Annotated in this window: 18 protein-coding genes; 7 read left to right on the top strand and 11 right to left on the bottom strand. The window is 72.0% G+C overall.

Annotated elements, in window-relative coordinates; genetic code table 11:
• Positions 1 to 2: 2 nt before the first annotated feature.
• Positions 3 to 416 carry an SRPBCC family protein gene (locus QRY02_RS00285; protein WP_285989467.1) on the bottom strand — a complete coding sequence of 138 codons (414 nt, stop codon included), beginning with the start codon at positions 414 to 416 and terminating at the stop codon, positions 3 to 5.
• A gap of 64 nt (positions 417 to 480) precedes the next feature.
• Here QRY02_RS00285 and QRY02_RS00280 point away from each other — a divergent pair, with 64 nt between their 5' ends.
• Positions 481 to 1,095, top strand: a complete 615-nt coding sequence (locus tag QRY02_RS00280) for a nucleoside/nucleotide kinase family protein (RefSeq protein WP_285989466.1) — start codon at positions 481 to 483, stop codon at positions 1,093 to 1,095.
• Here the strand turns inward: QRY02_RS00280 and QRY02_RS00275 are convergent.
• From QRY02_RS00275 to QRY02_RS00260, 4 genes are all read right to left on the bottom strand, one after another.
• Entirely contained in the window at positions 1,092 to 2,249 is a 1,158-nt protein-coding gene (locus tag QRY02_RS00275) for a glycosyltransferase family 4 protein (protein ID WP_285989465.1), read from the bottom strand. The genes QRY02_RS00280 and QRY02_RS00275 overlap by 4 nt on opposite strands.
• 77 nt (positions 2,250 to 2,326) lie before the next feature.
• Positions 2,327 to 3,382, bottom strand: coding sequence for a C40 family peptidase (locus QRY02_RS00270; RefSeq protein WP_285989464.1), 1,056 nt, complete (start codon positions 3,380 to 3,382; stop codon positions 2,327 to 2,329).
• 443 nt (positions 3,383 to 3,825) lie between these two features.
• The gene (locus QRY02_RS00265; RefSeq protein ID WP_013224087.1) at positions 3,826 to 4,083 is read right to left on the bottom strand and encodes a hypothetical protein; all 258 of its coding nucleotides are present in this window, start codon (positions 4,081 to 4,083) and stop codon (positions 3,826 to 3,828) included.
• Between the two features lie 131 nt (positions 4,084 to 4,214).
• A complete protein-coding gene (locus tag QRY02_RS00260) occupies positions 4,215 to 5,612 on the bottom strand; it encodes an NYN domain-containing protein (protein WP_285989463.1) in 1,398 nt (465 codons plus the stop codon).
• 97 nt (positions 5,613 to 5,709) lie between these two features.
• On the opposite strand from QRY02_RS00260, the gene QRY02_RS00255 reads away from it, so the two are divergent.
• A complete protein-coding gene (locus QRY02_RS00255; protein ID WP_285989462.1) occupies positions 5,710 to 7,413 on the top strand; it encodes a DEDD exonuclease domain-containing protein in 1,704 nt (567 codons plus the stop codon).
• A gap of 299 nt (positions 7,414 to 7,712) precedes the next feature.
• Positions 7,713 to 7,994 (top strand): Lrp/AsnC family transcriptional regulator, encoded by a 282-nt coding sequence (locus QRY02_RS00250; RefSeq protein WP_285989461.1) that lies wholly within the window; start codon positions 7,713 to 7,715, stop codon positions 7,992 to 7,994.
• A gap of 67 nt (positions 7,995 to 8,061) precedes the next feature.
• Here the strand turns inward: QRY02_RS00250 and qcrB are convergent, their stop codons facing one another.
• The 4 genes from qcrB to ctaE form a co-directional block, all read right to left on the bottom strand.
• The gene (gene qcrB, locus QRY02_RS00245) at positions 8,062 to 9,744 is read right to left on the bottom strand and encodes a cytochrome bc1 complex cytochrome b subunit (protein ID WP_285989460.1); all 1,683 of its coding nucleotides are present in this window, start codon (positions 9,742 to 9,744) and stop codon (positions 8,062 to 8,064) included.
• Positions 9,741 to 10,907, bottom strand: coding sequence for a cytochrome bc1 complex Rieske iron-sulfur subunit (gene qcrA / locus QRY02_RS00240; protein WP_285989459.1), 1,167 nt, complete (start codon positions 10,905 to 10,907; stop codon positions 9,741 to 9,743). The genes qcrB and qcrA overlap by 4 nt, the downstream gene beginning before the upstream one ends.
• Positions 10,904 to 11,722, bottom strand: a complete 819-nt coding sequence (gene qcrC, locus QRY02_RS00235; RefSeq protein ID WP_191316686.1) for a cytochrome bc1 complex diheme cytochrome c subunit — start codon at positions 11,720 to 11,722, stop codon at positions 10,904 to 10,906. Before qcrC ends, qcrA begins: the two co-directional genes overlap by 4 nt.
• Positions 11,723 to 11,785: 63 nt before the next feature.
• Entirely contained in the window at positions 11,786 to 12,409 is a 624-nt protein-coding gene (gene ctaE, locus QRY02_RS00230) for an aa3-type cytochrome oxidase subunit III (protein ID WP_285989458.1), read from the bottom strand.
• Between the two features lie 95 nt (positions 12,410 to 12,504).
• Here ctaE and QRY02_RS00225 point away from each other — a divergent pair, with 95 nt between their 5' ends.
• The 3 genes from QRY02_RS00225 to trpD all read left to right on the top strand — a co-directional run bounded on the left by QRY02_RS00225 (position 12,505) and on the right by trpD (position 14,431).
• Complete coding sequence (locus QRY02_RS00225) at positions 12,505 to 12,918, top strand: hypothetical protein (protein ID WP_285989457.1); 414 nt, start codon at positions 12,505 to 12,507, stop codon at positions 12,916 to 12,918.
• A 62-nt stretch (positions 12,919 to 12,980) separates the two neighbouring features.
• Positions 12,981 to 13,391, top strand: coding sequence for a response regulator (locus QRY02_RS00220; protein WP_285993724.1), 411 nt, complete (start codon positions 12,981 to 12,983; stop codon positions 13,389 to 13,391).
• Positions 13,392 to 13,396: 5 nt separating this feature from the next.
• Entirely contained in the window at positions 13,397 to 14,431 is a 1,035-nt protein-coding gene (gene trpD, locus QRY02_RS00215; protein WP_285989456.1) for an anthranilate phosphoribosyltransferase, read from the top strand.
• On the opposite strand, the gene QRY02_RS00210 is transcribed toward trpD, so the two are convergent.
• Positions 14,424 to 15,353 (bottom strand): DMT family transporter, encoded by a 930-nt coding sequence (locus QRY02_RS00210; RefSeq protein WP_285989455.1) that lies wholly within the window; start codon positions 15,351 to 15,353, stop codon positions 14,424 to 14,426. The genes trpD and QRY02_RS00210 overlap by 8 nt on opposite strands.
• 82 nt (positions 15,354 to 15,435) lie before the next feature.
• Here QRY02_RS00210 and QRY02_RS00205 point away from each other — a divergent pair, with 82 nt between their 5' ends.
• On the top strand, positions 15,436 to 16,395 hold the full coding sequence (locus QRY02_RS00205) for a GlxA family transcriptional regulator (RefSeq protein WP_285989454.1): 960 nt from the start codon (positions 15,436 to 15,438) through the stop codon (positions 16,393 to 16,395).
• Between the two features lie 66 nt (positions 16,396 to 16,461).
• Here QRY02_RS00205 and QRY02_RS00200 read toward each other — a convergent pair whose 3' ends face one another.
• Positions 16,462 to 16,881, bottom strand: a complete 420-nt coding sequence (locus QRY02_RS00200; protein ID WP_285989453.1) for a cytochrome c oxidase subunit 4 — start codon at positions 16,879 to 16,881, stop codon at positions 16,462 to 16,464.
• Positions 16,882 to 16,890 lie beyond the last annotated feature (9 nt).

Raw genomic sequence — 16,890 nt, 5'->3', positions numbered from 1 at the left:
CGTCAGCGCTCGGCCAGTGCCGCCACGACGCGCTCGGTCACGTCCTGCCAGTATGCCCGCTGTTCCGCACGTTCTTCCGCGCCCGCGAGCCATTCCTGGTGGAACCGCAGCGTCGTCTTGGCGCCCGCGCCGCTCAGCCGCACCTGCACGGTCGAGTCGTGGTCCCAGTCGCTCGGCCGCCACGTGAGCCGCACGCGGTCGCCGTCGGCGAAGCCGCGGATCTCGCCGACCGTGCCGTTCGCCGTTTCGTACTCCGCGCCCGTTTCCCGGGGCAGCTCGACACCGGGGCCGAGCCAGATCGCGACGCCCTCGCGGCTGACCAGGAAGTCCCACACCACCTCGGCCGGGTACGGCAAGGTGCGCGAAACGCCGATGTTCCACCCGACATCGGCCGTCTTCCCCACTGAAGAAGTCATGTCCGCATCCTCGCACCGGGGTACGACAAAACCGGCGGCCGGTCCGGGTGGAGGATGGGAACCCGTGCGCTACCGCCCGATCTCCCCCGCCGTCCTCGCCGGAGAACTCACCGACCGCATCGACGCACTCACCTCGCCGCGGATCGCGGTGGCCGTCGACGGCGCGGCGGGCGCCACCGGAACCGCGGAACTCGCCGACGCCCTGGTCGATCCGCTGCGCCTGCGCGGCCGCGCGACGCTGCGCGTGTCGGCCCGCGACTTCCTGCGCCCCGCGTCCCTGCGCTTCGAGCACGGCCGCACGAACCCCGACGCCCGCTACACCGATTGGCTCGACCTCGGCGCGCTCCGCCGCGAAGTCCTGGAGCCGCTGAAGGGTTCCGGCGCGATCCTGCCGTCGCTGTGGGACGCCGGACGCGACCGCGCGACCCGCGCCGAACGGGTGCCGCTGCCCGAAGGCGGGGTCGTGCTCCTGGACGGCGAACTGCTGCTCGGCGCCGGGCTCGCCTTCGACCTGGCCGTGCACCTGTGGCTCTCCCCCGCCGCCCTGCGCCGCCGCGTGCCGGACGCCTGGGCGGTCCCGGCCTACGAGCGCTACGAGGAAGAGGTCGATCCGGGCTCGCTCGCCGACGTCGTGGTGCGGGTCGACGACCCCCGGCACCCGGCGCTCTACACGCCTTAACGGACCACGGCCACCGGATCGCCGTCCAGCAGGCCGGCCAGCCGCCGCGCCATGACGTCCCAGCGCCAGTTCGCCGTCACCCACTCCCGGCCGGCCTGCCCCATCCGGCGCGCGCGCACCGGGTCGGCGAGCAGGCTGACCAGGGTCTCACTCAGCTGGACGACGTCCCGGCCTTCGACGACGTGCCCGGTGACCTCGTCGAGCACCGCTTCGGGCGCCCCGCCGGAGTTGCCGGCGACCACCGGCAGCCCGGTCGCCGAGGCCTCCAGGTAGACGATCCCGAGCCCTTCGACGTCGAGGCCCTTGCCCCGGGTGCGGGCGGGCATCGCGAAGACGTCGCCGGCGGTGTAGTGCGCCGGCAGCTCGGCCCACGGCACCGATCCGGTGAGCACGACGTCGCGCTCCAGGCCCAGCTCGGCGACCAGTTCGGTGAGCTTCTTGCGGTACGGGCCGCCGCCGACGAGCAGCAGGGCCGCGTCCGGAACGCGCTCGCGGATCGCCGGCAGCGCGCGGATCAGCTGGTCCTGGCCCTTGCGCGGGACCAGCCGGGACACGCAGACGACGGTCGGCCGGTCGCCGAGGCCGTGCCGGGCGCGGATCTCCGCGCGCGCGGACGGATCCGGCCGGAACACCTCGGTGTCGACACCGGAGGGCAGCAGCTCCAGCCCGGCCATCGCGCCGAACGCCGCGGCGAAGCGGCCGCGGGTGTACCGGCTGACGTAGGTGACGACGTCGGCGGTGTCGCCGATCCGCCGCAGCGCCTGCCGCGAACCGGGGAGCATGGACCAGCCGACCTCGTGGCCGTGCGTCGACGCGACGACGCGGCTCGCCCCGGCCCGGCGCAGCGGGTGCCCCAGCAGCGCGAGCGGCGCCGCGGCACCGAACCAGACGGCTTCGCAGTCCCGCGCCCGCATGATCTGCTTCGCCCGGCGGAGCACGTCCGGCGTCGGCAGCATCAGCGACGTCGGGTGCCGGACGACCTCGAACGGCGCCTCGGCGTCGAACTCCTCGTGCGACCCCGTCCGCGACTCCCACGACGGCGCGTAGACGACCAGGTCGTCCGCCGGCAGCCGGGTGGCGAGGGAGTTCAGGTAGTTCTGGATCCCCCCGGGCCGGGGCGGGAAGTCGTTGGTCACGAGCAGGGTCTTGAGCACGCCCAAAGGCTAGCCATCCACACCGGAGGGGCGGCACCGCGTGTGCGGTACCGCCCCTCCGTGCCGCTGATCGAGGGTCACGCCGTCGGGCGGCGCGCTCCCGAGTACTGGCTCTGCAGCGGCGAGATCTTCACGACGTCACCGGTGTCGGGCGCGTGCACCATCTTGCCGTCGCCGATGTACATGCCGACGTGCGAAACCGGCGAGTAGAAGAACACGAGGTCGCCCGGCTGGAGCTGGTCTCGCGGCACCGCGGTGCCGAAGGTCGACTGCTCGCGGCTGGTCCGCGGGATGGTCAGCCCGGCCTGCTTGTACGCCCACGACGTCAGGCCCGAGCAGTCGAAGTTGACCGGACCGGTGGCCCCGTACACGTACGCGCTGCCGAGCTTGCTCAGCGCGGCCTCGACCGCCGCCTGAGCGGCCGCAGTCGGGGCCTGGATGTTGGTGGGCGCGGACCCGCCGGTGTCCTTCCGGGCGGCCTTGTCCGACGTGCTGAGGTTCTTGTCGGCCGCCTTGAGCTGGTCGATCTGGTCCTGCAGCGTCTTCTGCTTGGCCTTGATGTCCTCGGTCAGCTTGGCTGCCGTGTCCCGCGCGTCCTGCGCGCGCTTCGCCGCGTCGCTGGCCTTGGCGGCGGCGTCGGTGGCCTGCTGGACGGCACCGGTGAGGTTGCCCATCGCGGCGTTCTTGCCGGTCGCGATGACCTCGAGGGCCGAAGAGCGGTCGAGGAAGTCCTGCGTGGACGTGCCCGCCAGCAGCGCCGACAGCTTGTTCAGCTGGACACCGCTGGTGAACGACGCGCCGGCGAACTTGTCGACCTCGGTCTGGTACTTCTTCTGGCTCTCGGACGCCTGGGCAGCCTGCTGCTTCGCCGCGTTGACGTCGCCGGTGGCCTTGTCGAGTTCGCCCTGCTTCTTCTTCAGGTCGTCCTGAGCCGAAAGCAGGTCTTCGTTGAGCTTCTCGGCCTGGGCCGCGAGGTCGCGGTACTTGGCGAGGGCGTCGGAACCGGTGGGCGGGGTCTGGAGAACGGGGACGGGGGCGGCGGTGGCCATCGGCTGGGACACGGTGACGAGGGTGATCACCGAGGCCGCGGCCAGGGCACCTGAAACCACGCGCCTGAGGGAATGCGACTGCACGGTCGCGCGGGTCTCCTTTGCGTCTCGGCCGCCGACGGGACCGGGGCACGAAGAGGTCGGGGAGTTCCTCTTCGCCGCTGTCCCGCCACCACGCGCCCGAGCCGTGCACTTTTGCCATGCACGAGCCGCAACAGGTGAAGCACGCGGTGGTGGTTCCGGTTCCCAGCTTCCCGACAAAGCTGCGTCCGGCGGCGATCCCGTGTCGCCGCCTCCACAGACGGCCGGGGGCCACGAGATCTCGGACAGATTACGAAAAGAGCGCCACCACGTCCACCACCTCACCGCCAAAAACGCTGAGTGACGCCACTGACCACCATCGGACCAGGGCGGGAAGAAACATGTGATGGGCGTTACACGCTGGGGTTTCTCCGGGGCGCTTTTCGACTACCGACCGTTCACCGATTCAACCGACCATTCGGCGCGCCGCCACGAAACGGTGGAAATCAGGCGGTGCGCCGGATCGGTTCTTCGACCAGGCGCAGGTGTGGCACCATCCCGGCCTCGGCCAGCGCGTCGACCGCGCGCCGCTCGTCCGCGTCCCACACCACAGCGGGTGGCGCGCCGAGCAGCACGCTCACGACGCAGTCGTGGCACGAGATGCCGCGCACGGCGCAGCGGTCGCAATCGACCACCAGGTTCTCGATGTCCGAAACGGCGATGTGCGAGACGTCCACTTCGGACAGCTCGGGGGTGCCGGTCATGCGGTCCTCCTCACGTGGGAACTGCTGCTCCACACGGTAGGGGCCACCACCGACAGTTTCGGGCGATCAGTGTCATGCCGGGGCTTCGCCCCGGGCCGGGGGCTCCGCCACCCGGACCCCGAAAAGCTGCGTCAGACCCGGGAGAGGCGGCTGACCAGCACCGATGACGGCGTGGGATGGGCGCCGCGGGCGCGCACGGAGTCCGCGACCGCGCGGTCGGACGTCGCGACGACCATGGGACGGCCCGCGGGCTCGGCCGCGACGAGGTTGCGGATGACGTCGTCGGCCAGCACCCCCCGGTCGGAGAACAGCACCCGCACCCCGCGGGGCACCGAGGCGGGGACGGACAGCACGCCGGCGCCGTCGAACACGACGGTGACCTCGGCGGAGGTGCGCGCGGCCAGCGCGGACAGCTGGTGGATCAGCCGGTCGCGCTGGTCGGCGAGGGCCAGCTCCGGGTAGCCGGTCTTGGTGACGTTGTAGCCGTCGACGATCAGGTGCACGTTGGGCAGTGCGAGGTAGCGGTCCAAGGCGGACACGTCGGCGATCTTGCCGCCCTGGCCGGTGCCGGAACGGGCGCCGCGGACCATGTCCGCCGGGCGGGCGCCGCGCGCGCCGAGGGCGAGCTCGCGGCGGAGGCCGGTGACGGCGCCGTCGATGGTGTCGATGAGCAGGGCGAGCCGCACCTCGTCGGCCTGCCGGGCCTCGCGCGCGGACTGGCGGGCGATCTCGGCGTCGGTGACCGCGCGCTCGGCGCGGGCGCGCTCGCCGGCGACGCGCTGGCGTTCGCGCTCGAGCTGGGCGGTGAGGGCGGCGATCTCGGCGTCGCGGGCGGCGGAACCGCGTTCGGCGTCGGCGGCGGCCACTTCGGCCGCGTCCCTGGCCTGGCGCAACTGGACGCCTTGTTCGCGAAGGCGCTTCAGGAGCTTCTCGACTTCGCCCTCTCGCTCGCCCCGGGCGTTCTCGGCGGCTTGTTTCGCCTCGGCGAGTTCGGCGCGGACTCCGGCGAGCTCGGCCTCGAGCCGCTGGGTGCGGGCGAGCGCGGCGTCGCGTTCGGCACGCAGGGCGTTTTCCTCGGCGTTCCGGGCGACCAGCCGGACCCGCCCGGTGGCCCCGGACTCGCCGAGCAGGACGGCGGCGGCCGCCGCGGCGACGGATTCGGTGGCGTTGGGGTCGAGGGCGTCGGTGCGGTGCTCGCGCAGCCACTCGATGACGGCGGTCCGGAACTGGGAGGAGTCGCCGAGGGCCGCGAGCAGGGCGGCGCCGCCGAGCTTGGCGCGCTTCGCGGGGGCGAACTTGGCGACGGGCCGCAGCTGGCGCGGCACATCGGTGGCGGGCAGCTTGGCGACGGCGGCCGCGGCGAGCTCGGCGATGCGGTCGCGCACCGGTTCGGGCAGCGCCGGCCAGGTGGCGGGATCGGGATGTCCGGCCTGGTCAGCGGCCTCCTCGGCCGGCTCGGGGCGCGACGCGACACCCGAGGGACCGACCGGGTCCCCGGGCGGCTCCGGCACGAGCGGCTGCGGGTGCATTGGTCCAGGGTAGGCCCCGCCTCCGCATCCCGCCCCGCGCACCACACGGACCGGCTGCGCGCCGAAACTGTCGGTGGTCACCCCTACAGTGCCGCCCATGCGTTCGGTCCAGGCTCAGCTCGCCTTCGACGAGCTCGGAACTCCCTTGCGGGACACCACTTTCGTCGTCTTCGACCTCGAGACGACCGGGGCTCCGCCGGGGCCGTCGGGGATCACCGAGATCGGGGCGGTGAAGGTGCGCGGCGGCGAGGTGCTGGGCGAGTTCGCGACGCTGGTGAACCCGGGCGCGCCGATCCCGCCGCAGATCGTCTCACTGACCGGGATCACGCAGGCCATGGTCTACGACGCGCCGCCGATCGAGGAGGTGCTGCCGGCGTTCCTCGAGTTCATCGGGGGTGCGGTGCTGGTGGCGCACAACTCCGGCTTCGACACCTCGCACATGCGGGCGGCGTGCGAGGGGCACGGGTACGTGTGGCCGAAGCTGACCGTGGTGTGCACGGTCCGGCTGGCGCGGCGGGTGGTGCCGCGCGACGAGGTCGGGCGCTACAACCTGACGGCGCTGGCGCTGCTGTTCGGCGCGAGGACGCGGCCCACGCACCGGGCGCTGGACGACGCGCGGGCCACCGTGGACGTCCTGCACGGCCTGCTGGAGCGGGTCGGGAACCTGGGCGTGCACTCGCTCGAGGAGCTGATGGGGTACCTGCCGGAGGTGACCGTCGCCCAGCGGGCGAAACGGCACCTGGCGGCGGACTTGCCGTCCGCGCCGGGCGTCTACCTGTTCAAGGGGCCGAAGGACGAGGTCCTGTACGTCGGCACGGCGAAGGACCTGCGGCGGCGGGTGCGGACGTACTTCACGGGTTCGGAGGGGCGGAGCCGGATCCGGGAGATGGTCGCGCTGGCCGAGCGCGTCGACCACGTGGTGTGCGCGCACGCGCTGGAGGCGGAGGTGCGGGAACTGCGGCTGATCGCGGCGCACCGGCCCGCGTACAACCGGCGGTCGAAGAACCGGCACCAGGGCTGGTGGATCGGCTTGACCGACGAGGCGTTCCCCCGGCTGTCGGTGGTGCGGCTGCCGCGGCCGGGGGTGCTGGGCCCGTTCCGCAACCAGGCGGACGCCCGCACGACCGCGGACACCCTGGCCGGGGCGTCGGGGCTGCGGACGTGCACGCAGCGGATCTCGCCGCGCTCGGCGAACGGGACCCCGTGCGTGCTGGCGGAGCTGGGACGCTGCGGAGCGCCGTGCGCGGGACGGCAGAGCGTGGCGGAGTACGGCCCGGCGGTCGAGTCGGTGTCGGAGCTCATCGCGGGCCGGGACGGCGGTCCCCTGCACACGGCGGCCGCGCACGTGGAGCACCTGGCGGCGGGCCGGCACTACGAGCAGGCGGCCCGCCACCGCGACGAGCTGGCGGGCCTGATCCGGGCGCTGGGGCGGGCCCACCGGCAGGCATCGCTGGCGTCGATCGGCGAGCTGATCGCGGCGGCCCCGGACGGAGCGGGCGGCTGGGAGCTGTCGGTGATCCGCTACGGCCGCCTGGCCTCGGCCGGCGTGGCCCGGCGCGGGGTGCCGCCGATGCCGGTGGTGGAGGCGCTGGTGGCGTCGGCGGAGACGGTGCTCCCGGACCCGGGCCCGCTCCACGGCGCGCCCCCGGAGGAGGTGGGGGTGCTGCTGCGCTGGCTGGCCCGCCCGGGGGTGAGGCTGGTCCGCACGACCCGTCCCTGGGCCGAGCCGGCGGCGGTCGCGGGCTGGCGGGGCTGGCTCGATCTGGTCGCGAACGCCCACTCCCTGGAACACGTCGGCTGACTCTCGCCTCCACCGTCCAGGCCCGTGCCCGAGGGGTGAGGGCGCCGAAAACCTCCAAGAGGCCGCGACGACCGCCGGCGTGGACGTTCTTCGGCCCCCAGCAGGCCCGGTTCTGGCTGCGCCGGACACTGCACGACACCACGCCACCGACGCGACCACCGAGTGGCTGGAGCCGCTCTGCGACCCCGTCACGGCGAGCCTAAAGCCGGACTTCGCCGAGTTGCGCGGCACCCGGCCAGACCACCGCGGCGTAGCTAGGATCGCGGGCGACACCCGCAGACGAGTCTTGGAGGACCCAGGTGATCACCGCGATCGTGTTGATCCAGGTAGAGGCGGACGCGATCCCGGACGCGGCGCAGGCGATCGCCGACATCGACGGTGTCGGCGAGGTCTACTCGTGCGCCGGGGACGTCGACCTCATCGCCACCGTGAAGGTGTCCACGCACGAGGAGCTGGCCGACCTGATCCCCGGCCGGATCGGGAAGGTGCCGGGCGTGCTGGACACCGTCACGCACATCGCGTTCCGGTCCTACAGCCGCGCCGACACCGAATCGGCCTTCTCGATCGGCGTGGAGGACTGAGCTCGCCTGCCGAAGCCCGGAAACACCGAAGGCCCACCTCGCGAGAGGTGGGCCTTCGACGTGGGGGCTAGTGCTCGGAGCGCTTGGCGGCTTCGGCCGTCTCGATGCTCTCGAACTCACCCGGTTCGCCCTGGGTGATCGAGTGCCCGTTCCCGTGACCGTTGCCGTTGGCCCGCTGCAGCGCCGCGGTCTCCTCGGCCGGGTCCGGGGACCAGAACGTGCCCGGCACCGCGTGACCGGCCGAACCCAGCTTGTTCATCTTCTTCGGCACCGACGCGCCCTGGTACTCGAGCGGGATCGCGTGCCCGTGGCTGTCCACGCCGGCCAGCGGCTGGTGGATCTCGATGAACTCACCGTGCGGCAGCCGCTTGATGATGCCCGTCTCGACGCCGTGCTCCAGCACCTCGCGGTCGGCCCGCTGCAGACCCAGGCAGAGCCGGTAGGTCAGGTAGTAGGCGACCGGCGGCACGAGGAGCACGCCGATGCGGCCCGCCCACGTCGTCGCGTTCAGGGAGATGTCGAACTGGTCGGCGATGATGTCGTTGAAGCCCGACAGCTCGATCACCATGAAGAAGCCCAGCGCCATCGCGCCCAGCGCCGTGCGGACCGGGACGTCCCGGGGCCGCTGGAGCAGGTTGTGGTGCGCGGTGTCCTTGGACAGCTTCCGCTCGAGGAACGGGTAGGCCAGCAGCAGCCCGATCAGGATCGGCATGCCGACCGCGCCGGGGAAGAACACCGCCGGGATCGTGTAGTTCCCGAGGTAGACCTCCCACGCCGGCCAGATCCGGAGCATGCCGTCGGCCCAGGCCATGTACCAGTCGGGCTGCGAGCCCGCCGACACCTGCGCCGGGTTGTACGGGCCGAAGTTCCACACCGGGTTGATCTGGAACAGGCCCGACATCAGCGCCAGCACGCCGATGACCAGCGTGAAGAACGCCCCGCCCTTGAGCGCGAAGTACGGCATGATCCGGACGCCGACGACGTTGGTCTCCTTGCGGCGCACGCCGGGGAACTGCGTGTGCTTCTGGTACCAGACCAGCGCCAGGTGCGCCCCGACCAGCGCGAGCATGATGCCCGGCAGCAGCAGGATGTGCAGCGTGTACAGGCGCGGGATGATCTGGTCGCCGGGGAACTCCCCGCCGAAGAGCGCCCAGTGGATCCAGGTGCCGGCCACCGGCACCGAGAGCACGATGCCCGACAGCGTCGCGCGGATACCGGTGCCCGAGAGCAGGTCGTCCGGCAGCGAATAGCCGAAGAAGCCTTCGAAGCAACCCAGGACCAGCAGCAGGCCGCCGATCACCCAGTTCGCCTCACGCGGCCGCCGGAACGCGCCGGTGAAGAAGATGCGGAGCATGTGGACGGCCATGGACGCGACGAAGATCAGCGCGGCCCAGTGGTGCAGCTGCCGCATGAACAGGCCGCCGCGGACGTCGAACGAGATGTCCAGCGTCGTGCGGAACGCCTGCGACATCTCCAGGCCCTGCATGTTCTTGAAGCTGCCGTGGTAGACGACCTCCTGCATGGAGGGGTCGAAGAACAGCGTCAGGTACACACCGGTGAGCAGCAGGATGATGAAGCTGTAGAGCGCGATCTCGCCCAGCAGGAACGACCAGTGGGTCGGGAACACCTTGTTCATCTGGTGCCGCAGGCCCTTGGCCAGGTGGTACCGCTGGTCGGCGTTGTTCGCGGCGTCGCCCAGCGCCTTCTCGACCGGGCTCGACCCCTTGGTCGGCGTGGTGAGTGAACTCATGACTTACGCTCCCAAAAGGCCGGACCGATGGCCTCGTTGAAATCGCCTCGCGCGATCAAGTATCCCTCTTCGTCCACCGTGATCGGTAGCTGGGCCAGCGGACGGGTCGCCGGGCCGAAGATCGGCTTGGCGTAGTGGAGCGCGTCGAACTGCGACTGGTGGCACGGGCACAGGATCCGGTTGGTCCGCTGCTCGTACAGGGAGGTCGGGCAGCCGACGTGGCTGCAGATCTTCGTGTACGCGTAGTAGTCGCCGAAGTTGTAGTCCTCCTGGCCGGCCCGCTTGACCACCTTGGCGGCGTCGGTCGGGCGCAGGCGGATCAGCATGACCGGGTTGTCGACGCGGGTCAGCGCCTTGGCCAGCGCCTCCGCGTCGTTCCGCTCGGACTCGCGGAACGGGAACACCGTCTCCATCGCGCCCGCGTCGAGGTCCTCGGCCTTGACCAGGGAGATCTCGGTCTCCTTGCCGTGCTCGACCTCGACCGGCTTGCCGGTGTTGCGGCGCAGGTAGACCTTCTCGCCGGGGAAGTTCGGCTGCCAGCCGGTGTGCCACAGCGAATCGCGGGTCTCGGTGTCCTTCCACGGGTCCTTGATGAAGGACGCGACGGGCAGCGCCGCGGCCGCGAGGCCGAGCGCACCCGCACCGGCGATCGCCGTGCGCTTGACCAGCGACCGGCGGGCGATGGTGCTGCGGGTCCCGGCGTCGGCCAGGTGCGCGAGGATGGTCGCGCGGTCGACCTCGGGCGACCCTTCGCCGCCCGAGTCGCTCCGCTGCTGCACCGCGACCTCGGCGGGCACGAACTTCTTCGTGTACAGGATCACGCCGATGCCCAGGCCGAGGATGGCCAGGCCGAGCGTGAGGCCGAGCATCGGGGTGTAGAGGCTGTACCAGAAGTGGCCGCTCTCGTTGTCCGGCGCCTCGTACTGCCACGGCCACCAGATCAGCGAAACGACGAACCCGATCCCGGCCAGCGCGGACAGGGCGAACCAGAACGCGACCAGGCGCTCGGCCCGCTTCTCCGCGCGGGTGCCCTCCACCGGCCACGGAGTCGGGTACTCGACGATCTCGACGCCGTCGAGCGCCCCACCCAGCTTGACCAGCTGGTCACGATCCATCTCAGCCAGCTCCGCCTCCGTCGGCGGCTTCGGCCCCTCGGCACTCATGCCTTCGATCCAATCCACAACGTCACGCCGATCAGCGCGGCGATCCCGACGATAAAGGCGATGACGCCCTCCGAAGCGGGGCCGACCCCGCCGAGGCCGTTACCACCCGGGTCATTGTTGCCGTCCGACACCGACTTCACGTAGGCGACGATGTCCTTCTTCTCCTCCGGCGACAGCTGCCGGTCGGAGAACTTCGGCATGTTCTGCGGGCCGGTGAGCATGGCGGTGTAGATCTGCTCTTCGCTCGCCGGGTCCAGGTTCGGCGCGTACTTGCCGGCGGACAGCGCGCCACCGCGGCCGGTGAAGTTGTGGCACGACGCGCAGTTGAGGCGGAACAGCTCGCCACCGCGGGCCGGGTCGTCGCCGCGCAGGGCCTCGCCCTTCTCGGCGGGACGCTGGACGCCGCCGCCGTGCGCCTGGATGTAGGCCCCGACCGCGTCGATCTCGGCCTCCGTCAGCTTCGGCGGCTTCCGCTCGATCTGCGCCTCCTGGCGCGCGGCGGGCATCCGGCCCGAAGAAGTCTGGAAGTACACCGCGGCGTCGCCGATGCCGATCAGGCTCGGCCCGCGGTCCTGCACGCCCTCGAGGTTCGCGCCGTGGCAGGCGATGCAGGTGTTGTTGTAGACCTGCTCGCCGAGGCGCAGCTGCGCCGGCGTGCCCTGGGCCTGCGCGGTCTGCGGCTCCGGGGCGAACACGGCGTACAGGGCGCCGGCGCCCACCAGCGCGATGCCGAGCGCGAGCAGGCCGGCGAACCGCCTCCGCAGCTTCGACCGCGCGCGGTAGCGGCGCTCCGACGATTTGGTGCTGGTGGTCATCTTGCGGCAACCCTTGCTGTCAGTTCAGGCCGATGGTGAAGGTGGTGGCGGCTGAGGCGGGACCTACGGAAGGAGGTAGATCACACCGAAGAGGCCGACCCACACGATGTCGACGAAGTGCCAGTAGTAGGACACGACGATCGCCGACGTGGCCTGGGCGGGCGTGAACTTGCTCAGTTTCGTGCGGATGAGCAGGTACACGAAGGCGATGAGCCCGCCGATGACGTGCAGGCCGTGGAAACCGGTCGCGAGGTAGAAGACCGTGCCGAACGGGCCGGACGGGATCGTCATCCCCTCTTCGACCAGGTTGTGGTACTCGTTGGCCTGGCCACCGACGAAGATCGCGCCCATGATCAACGTGATGATGTACCAGCGGCGCAGCCCGTAGACGTCGCCGCGCTCGGCGGCGAACACGCCGAACTGGCAGGTCAGCGAGGACAGCACGAGAATGATCGTGAACGGGATCGCGTACCCGACGTTGAGCTTGAAAGGCTCGTCGTGCAGCGGCGGCGGCCACTGGCCGGTCGCGTTCTGCGCCTTGACGGTGAAGAACATCGCGAACAGTCCGGCGAAGAACATCAGCTCGCTGGACAGCCACACGATGGTGCCGACACTGACCATGTTCGGCCGGTTCAGCGAGTGGACCCGCTGACTGATGGTGGGAGCTGCCGTTGTCACGCGTCGCATTATGTCCTCTCGCACCGCCGCTCCGCCGGGTGGGTCCACGGCGAGCCGTCTGCGTAACCGATCACACCGGATGCCCGGGAAGGTGAGAGCTACTCATGGGTTTACTCGACCGCCTGCTTGACCTGGTCAAGAAGCGGGAAACGCCCGGTCTGAGCGCCGACGCAGCCGATCTGAAGATCGTCGCCGAGGCCTTCGACCCGGTCGTCGCGGACTCCGCCGTGCTCGCCGGTTCACCCGCCTGGGTCAGCACGGCACCGGCCGTCCTGCGGCACCACCTGCTGCTCCCGCCGGACCGGCTCGCCGAGGCGGCGTCGACCCTCGCACAGGACGGCTACGAGCTGCGGGAACAGGGGCTTTCCGGTGATCTCGCCCGGGTGCACGCGGTCCGCGTCCAGGTGCTCGACGCGCTGCACTGCGCCCAGGAACGGTCCCGGATGGCGGGCCTGGCGCAACGGCTGGGCGGTGACGCGCTCGGCTGGGACGCGCTCCAGCCGGAGGCGCCCGCGTGATCTCGGTCTCGGCCGATACGATCGCGGTAGACGTGCGGTGACGAGATGGAGGCGTGTCCAACATGGGCGAGCGGTCGATGCGGGTCCTGGTGTTCAGCCACAAGGCGGAGGTGCGCGAGGCGATCGTGAACGCGGTCGGCCGGCGGCCCGCCGCCGATCTGGCGCGCGTGGACTACGTCGAGGCGGCCGGGATCGCCGACGTGCTGTCCGAGGTGGACGCGGGGAACGTCGACCTGGCGATCCTCGACGGCGAGGCCCAGCCCACCGGCGGCATCGGCCTGTGCCGCCAGCTGAAGGCCGAAATCACCGACTGCCCGCCCATCGTGGTGGCGGTCCGGCGGCGGGACGACCGGTGGCTGGCCACCTGGTCGCAGGCGGACGCCGTGCTGGTGCACCCGCTGGACCCGCTGACCGCCGCGGAGACCGTCGCCGACGTGCTGCGCGCGCGACGGGTCCCCGTCGTGAACGGCTGAGCCCGGTGACCACCCCGGTCCCCCGCACCTGGCCACCCCTGCTCAAGCAGCTCGTCGCGGGCGTCGACCTCTCCGCGGAGGACACGGCGTGGGCGATGGACCAGATCATGAGCGGCGCGGCGAGCCCGGCCCGGATCGCCGGGTTCGCGGTGGCGCTGCGCGCCAAGGGCGAGACGCCCGAGGAGATCGCCGGCATGGCGGCCACGATGCTGGCGCACGCCCGGCGGGTCGAGCTGGACCGCCCGGCGGTCGACATCGTCGGCACCGGCGGCGACGGCTCCAACTCGGTGAACATCTCCACGATGGCGACGATCGTCACGGCGGCGGCCGGCGCGCCGGTGGCCAAGCACGGCAACCGCAGCGCGTCGTCGAAGTCCGGCGCGGCGGATGTCCTCGAAGCGCTCGGCGTCCGGATCAGCCTGCCGCCGGAGGACGTCCAGCGCAGCCTCACCGAGGTCGGCATCGGGTTCTTCCTGGCCTCGGCGTTCCACCCTGCGCTGCGCCACGCCGGCCCGGTGCGCAGCGAGCTCGGCATCCCGACGACGTTCAACCTGCTCGGCCCTCTGACGAACCCGGCCCAGCCGGGCGCCGCGCTGATCGGCTGCGCGTACGCCGACAAGACCCGGGTGCTGGCGGAGACGTTCGCCCGCCGCGGCACCCGCGCCCTGGTGGTCCGCGGCGACGACGGCCTCGACGAGATCACCACGACGACGACGTCGACCGTCTGGGTGGTTTCGGACGGCGAGGTCACCGAGCGCAGCTTCGACCCGGCTTCGGTGGGCATCGCCCGGGCGACGGCGGAGGACCTGCGCGGCGGCGACGCGGCGGCGAACGCCGAGGTGGTCCGCGACCTGGTGGGCGGCAAGCCGGGCCCGGTCCGCGACGCCGTCCTGATCAACGCGGCGGCCGCGTTGACCGCCTTCACGGGCTTCTCGGAGTCCCTGGAGGACGATCTCCGCGCGGGCCTGACCCGGGCGGCCGAGGCGATCGATTCGGGCGCCGCGGCCGCGCTGCTGGACCGCTGGATCGCCTTCAGCTGAGCCGCTGGGGAGCGGCCGGCCCGGCCATCGCACCGGACGGCTCCTCCGGCGCGGCCGCGGGCTTGCGGCCGCGCTGGGGCGCCAGGGCCGCCGCCAGGACCGCGAGCATGCCCAGTGCCTCCGGCCAGGTCGGGCGGTGGCCGTAGAAGGCTATGTCGACCAGGACCGCGACCACCGGGTAGACGTAGGACAGCAGCGCCACCGTCGTGGTCGGCAGCTTGCCGATGCTCGCGTAGATCAGCACGTACATCAGGGCCGTGTGCACCGTGCCCAGCAGCACCAGCCAGAGCAGCCCCGACGTCGTCGACGGCAGCGGCGTGATCAGCAGCGCGGGCGCCAGCACCAGCGCGCCCACGGTCGTCTGCACGGCGGCCAGGAGGTGCGGGCGGATGTGCTTCAGCTGCTTCGCGATGAAGGACGCGCCGGCGTAGAGGAACGCCGCGCCGAGGGCCAGGGCGATCCCGGCGAGCTGGACGGGCTTGCCGTCCTCGCCGTGGGCGGACAGCGAGATCACGGCCACCCCGCCGAACGCGATCCCGGCCCGGGCCAGGTGGCTCTTGGCGACCTTCTCACCGAGGAAGGCCGCCGCGAGGCCGACCAAGATCAGCGGCTGGGTGTGGTAGACGACCGTGCTGACCGAGATCGACGACAGCTCGTACGAGGCGAACAGCAGCACCCAGTTGCCGACCAGGAACAGCCCGCCCAGCACGGCGAGGCCGAGGTCGCGGCGGGACGGCCGCCACGCCTGCAGCCAGCCGCGGGAGAGGCACCAGAGCACGAGCAGGGCGCCGCCGACGAAGCAGCGGGCGAAGGCCACGGCAGGGGCGGCCGCGCCGCTCTCGAGGACGACGGCGCCGATCGTGCCCGACATCGCCATCGCCGCGGACCACTGGAGCAGCGGGCGGGTTTCCGAATTCGTCATGCGCCCAGGTTCGCCGTCCGCGAGCCGGGCAACCAGTGTCAGAGATGACAACGACCGCAAAACTTGTGACACACTGGCCGCCATGGACGTCAACCGGGTCGCTGTGGTGCTCGCCGACCGCGTTTCCCCGTTCGAACTGGGCGTCGCGTGCGAGGTGTTCGGCACCGACCGCAGCGCCGACGGCATCGAAGGCTGGGACTTCGGCGTCTGCTCCCCCGGCGGCTCCCCGGTCGAGAGCTGGTCCGGGTTCGAGCTGTCCCGCCTGCGGGACATGGACTTCGCGGCGTCGGCGGACCTGCTGATCGTGCCGACGTGCGCGCCGCGGACCGCGCCGCCCCCCGAACCGGTGCTGGACGTCCTGCGCGACGCGGCCGGGCGGGGCGCGTGGGTGGCGGGGTTCTGCGCGGGGGTGTTCTCGCTGGGGTACGCGGGCTTGCTCGACGGCCGCCGCTGCACGGTCCACTGGGTGTACGAAGCGGAGTTCCGGCAGCGGTTCCCGGCCGCCGAAGTGGATCCGCAGGCGCTCTACGCCGACGACGGCGGCATCCTGACCAGCGCGGGCACGGTCGCGGCGGTCGACCTGTGCCTGCACCTGGTCCGCCGGCTGCGCGGCGTCGCCGCGGCCACGACGCTGGCCCGGCGGATGGTGGCGGCGCCGCACCGCGCGGGCGGCCAGGCGCAGTTCGTCCAGGCACCCGTGCCGGCGACGGCGGCGGGCGACGACGCCGTGGTCGCGGAGGCCCTGGAGTGGGTGGAGCGGCGGCTGGACCAGCCGTTCACGGTGGCGGAACTGGCTCGCCGCAGCGGCTTGGGCGAGCGGACGTTCCTGCGCCGCTTCTCCGCGGCGACGGGCACCACCCCGCACCGCTGGCTCACCGAACGGCGGCTGGACCGCGCCCAGGCCCTTCTGGAGGAGGGCGGCCGGTCGGTGGAGGACATCGCGACGGCGTGCGGTTACGCGTCGGCGGCGGCCCTGCGGCACCAGTTCAGCCGCCTGCGGGGGACGAGCCCGTCGTCCTACCGGACGGCGTTCCGCGGCTGACTCGCCGCCCGGAAACGAAACCGGCCGCCACGCTGGGAGCGTGACGGCCGGTTCGCGAAGTGGAACTCAGTCGTGCGACGGACCCGTGTGGTACTCGAACACCAGGCCACCGATCGTGATGAGCAGCGCGACCAGCGCGATGACCAGCAGCCAGATGTGGAAGAACGCCAGCGCCACGGCACCGAGCGCCGCGGTGGCCGCCATGCCGATCGGCCAGTAGCTGCCCGGGCTGAAGAAGCCCAGCTCGCCCGCGCCGTCGCTGATTTCGGCGTCCTCGCGGTCCTCGGGGCGCGGTTCGATGCGGCGGGCGACGAACTGCATGTAGCTGCCGGCCAGGAACGCGAGGCCACCGGTGAGGAACAGCGCGACGATGCCCACCGGCTCGGCACCGTGGGTCGCGGCCAGCGCGGTCCACACCCAGTAGACCGCCGCCATGAACACGGCGAAGAACGCCACGATGAAGAAGATGCGGGCTTCGACCTTCATGGGTCTGTC

It is taken from the genome of Amycolatopsis sp. DG1A-15b, assembly GCF_030285645.1.
Lineage (GTDB): Bacteria > Actinomycetota > Actinomycetes > Mycobacteriales > Pseudonocardiaceae > Amycolatopsis.
Note: the sequence above shows the minus strand (reverse complement) of the source record. Positions and strands in the feature narration are given on the sequence as shown.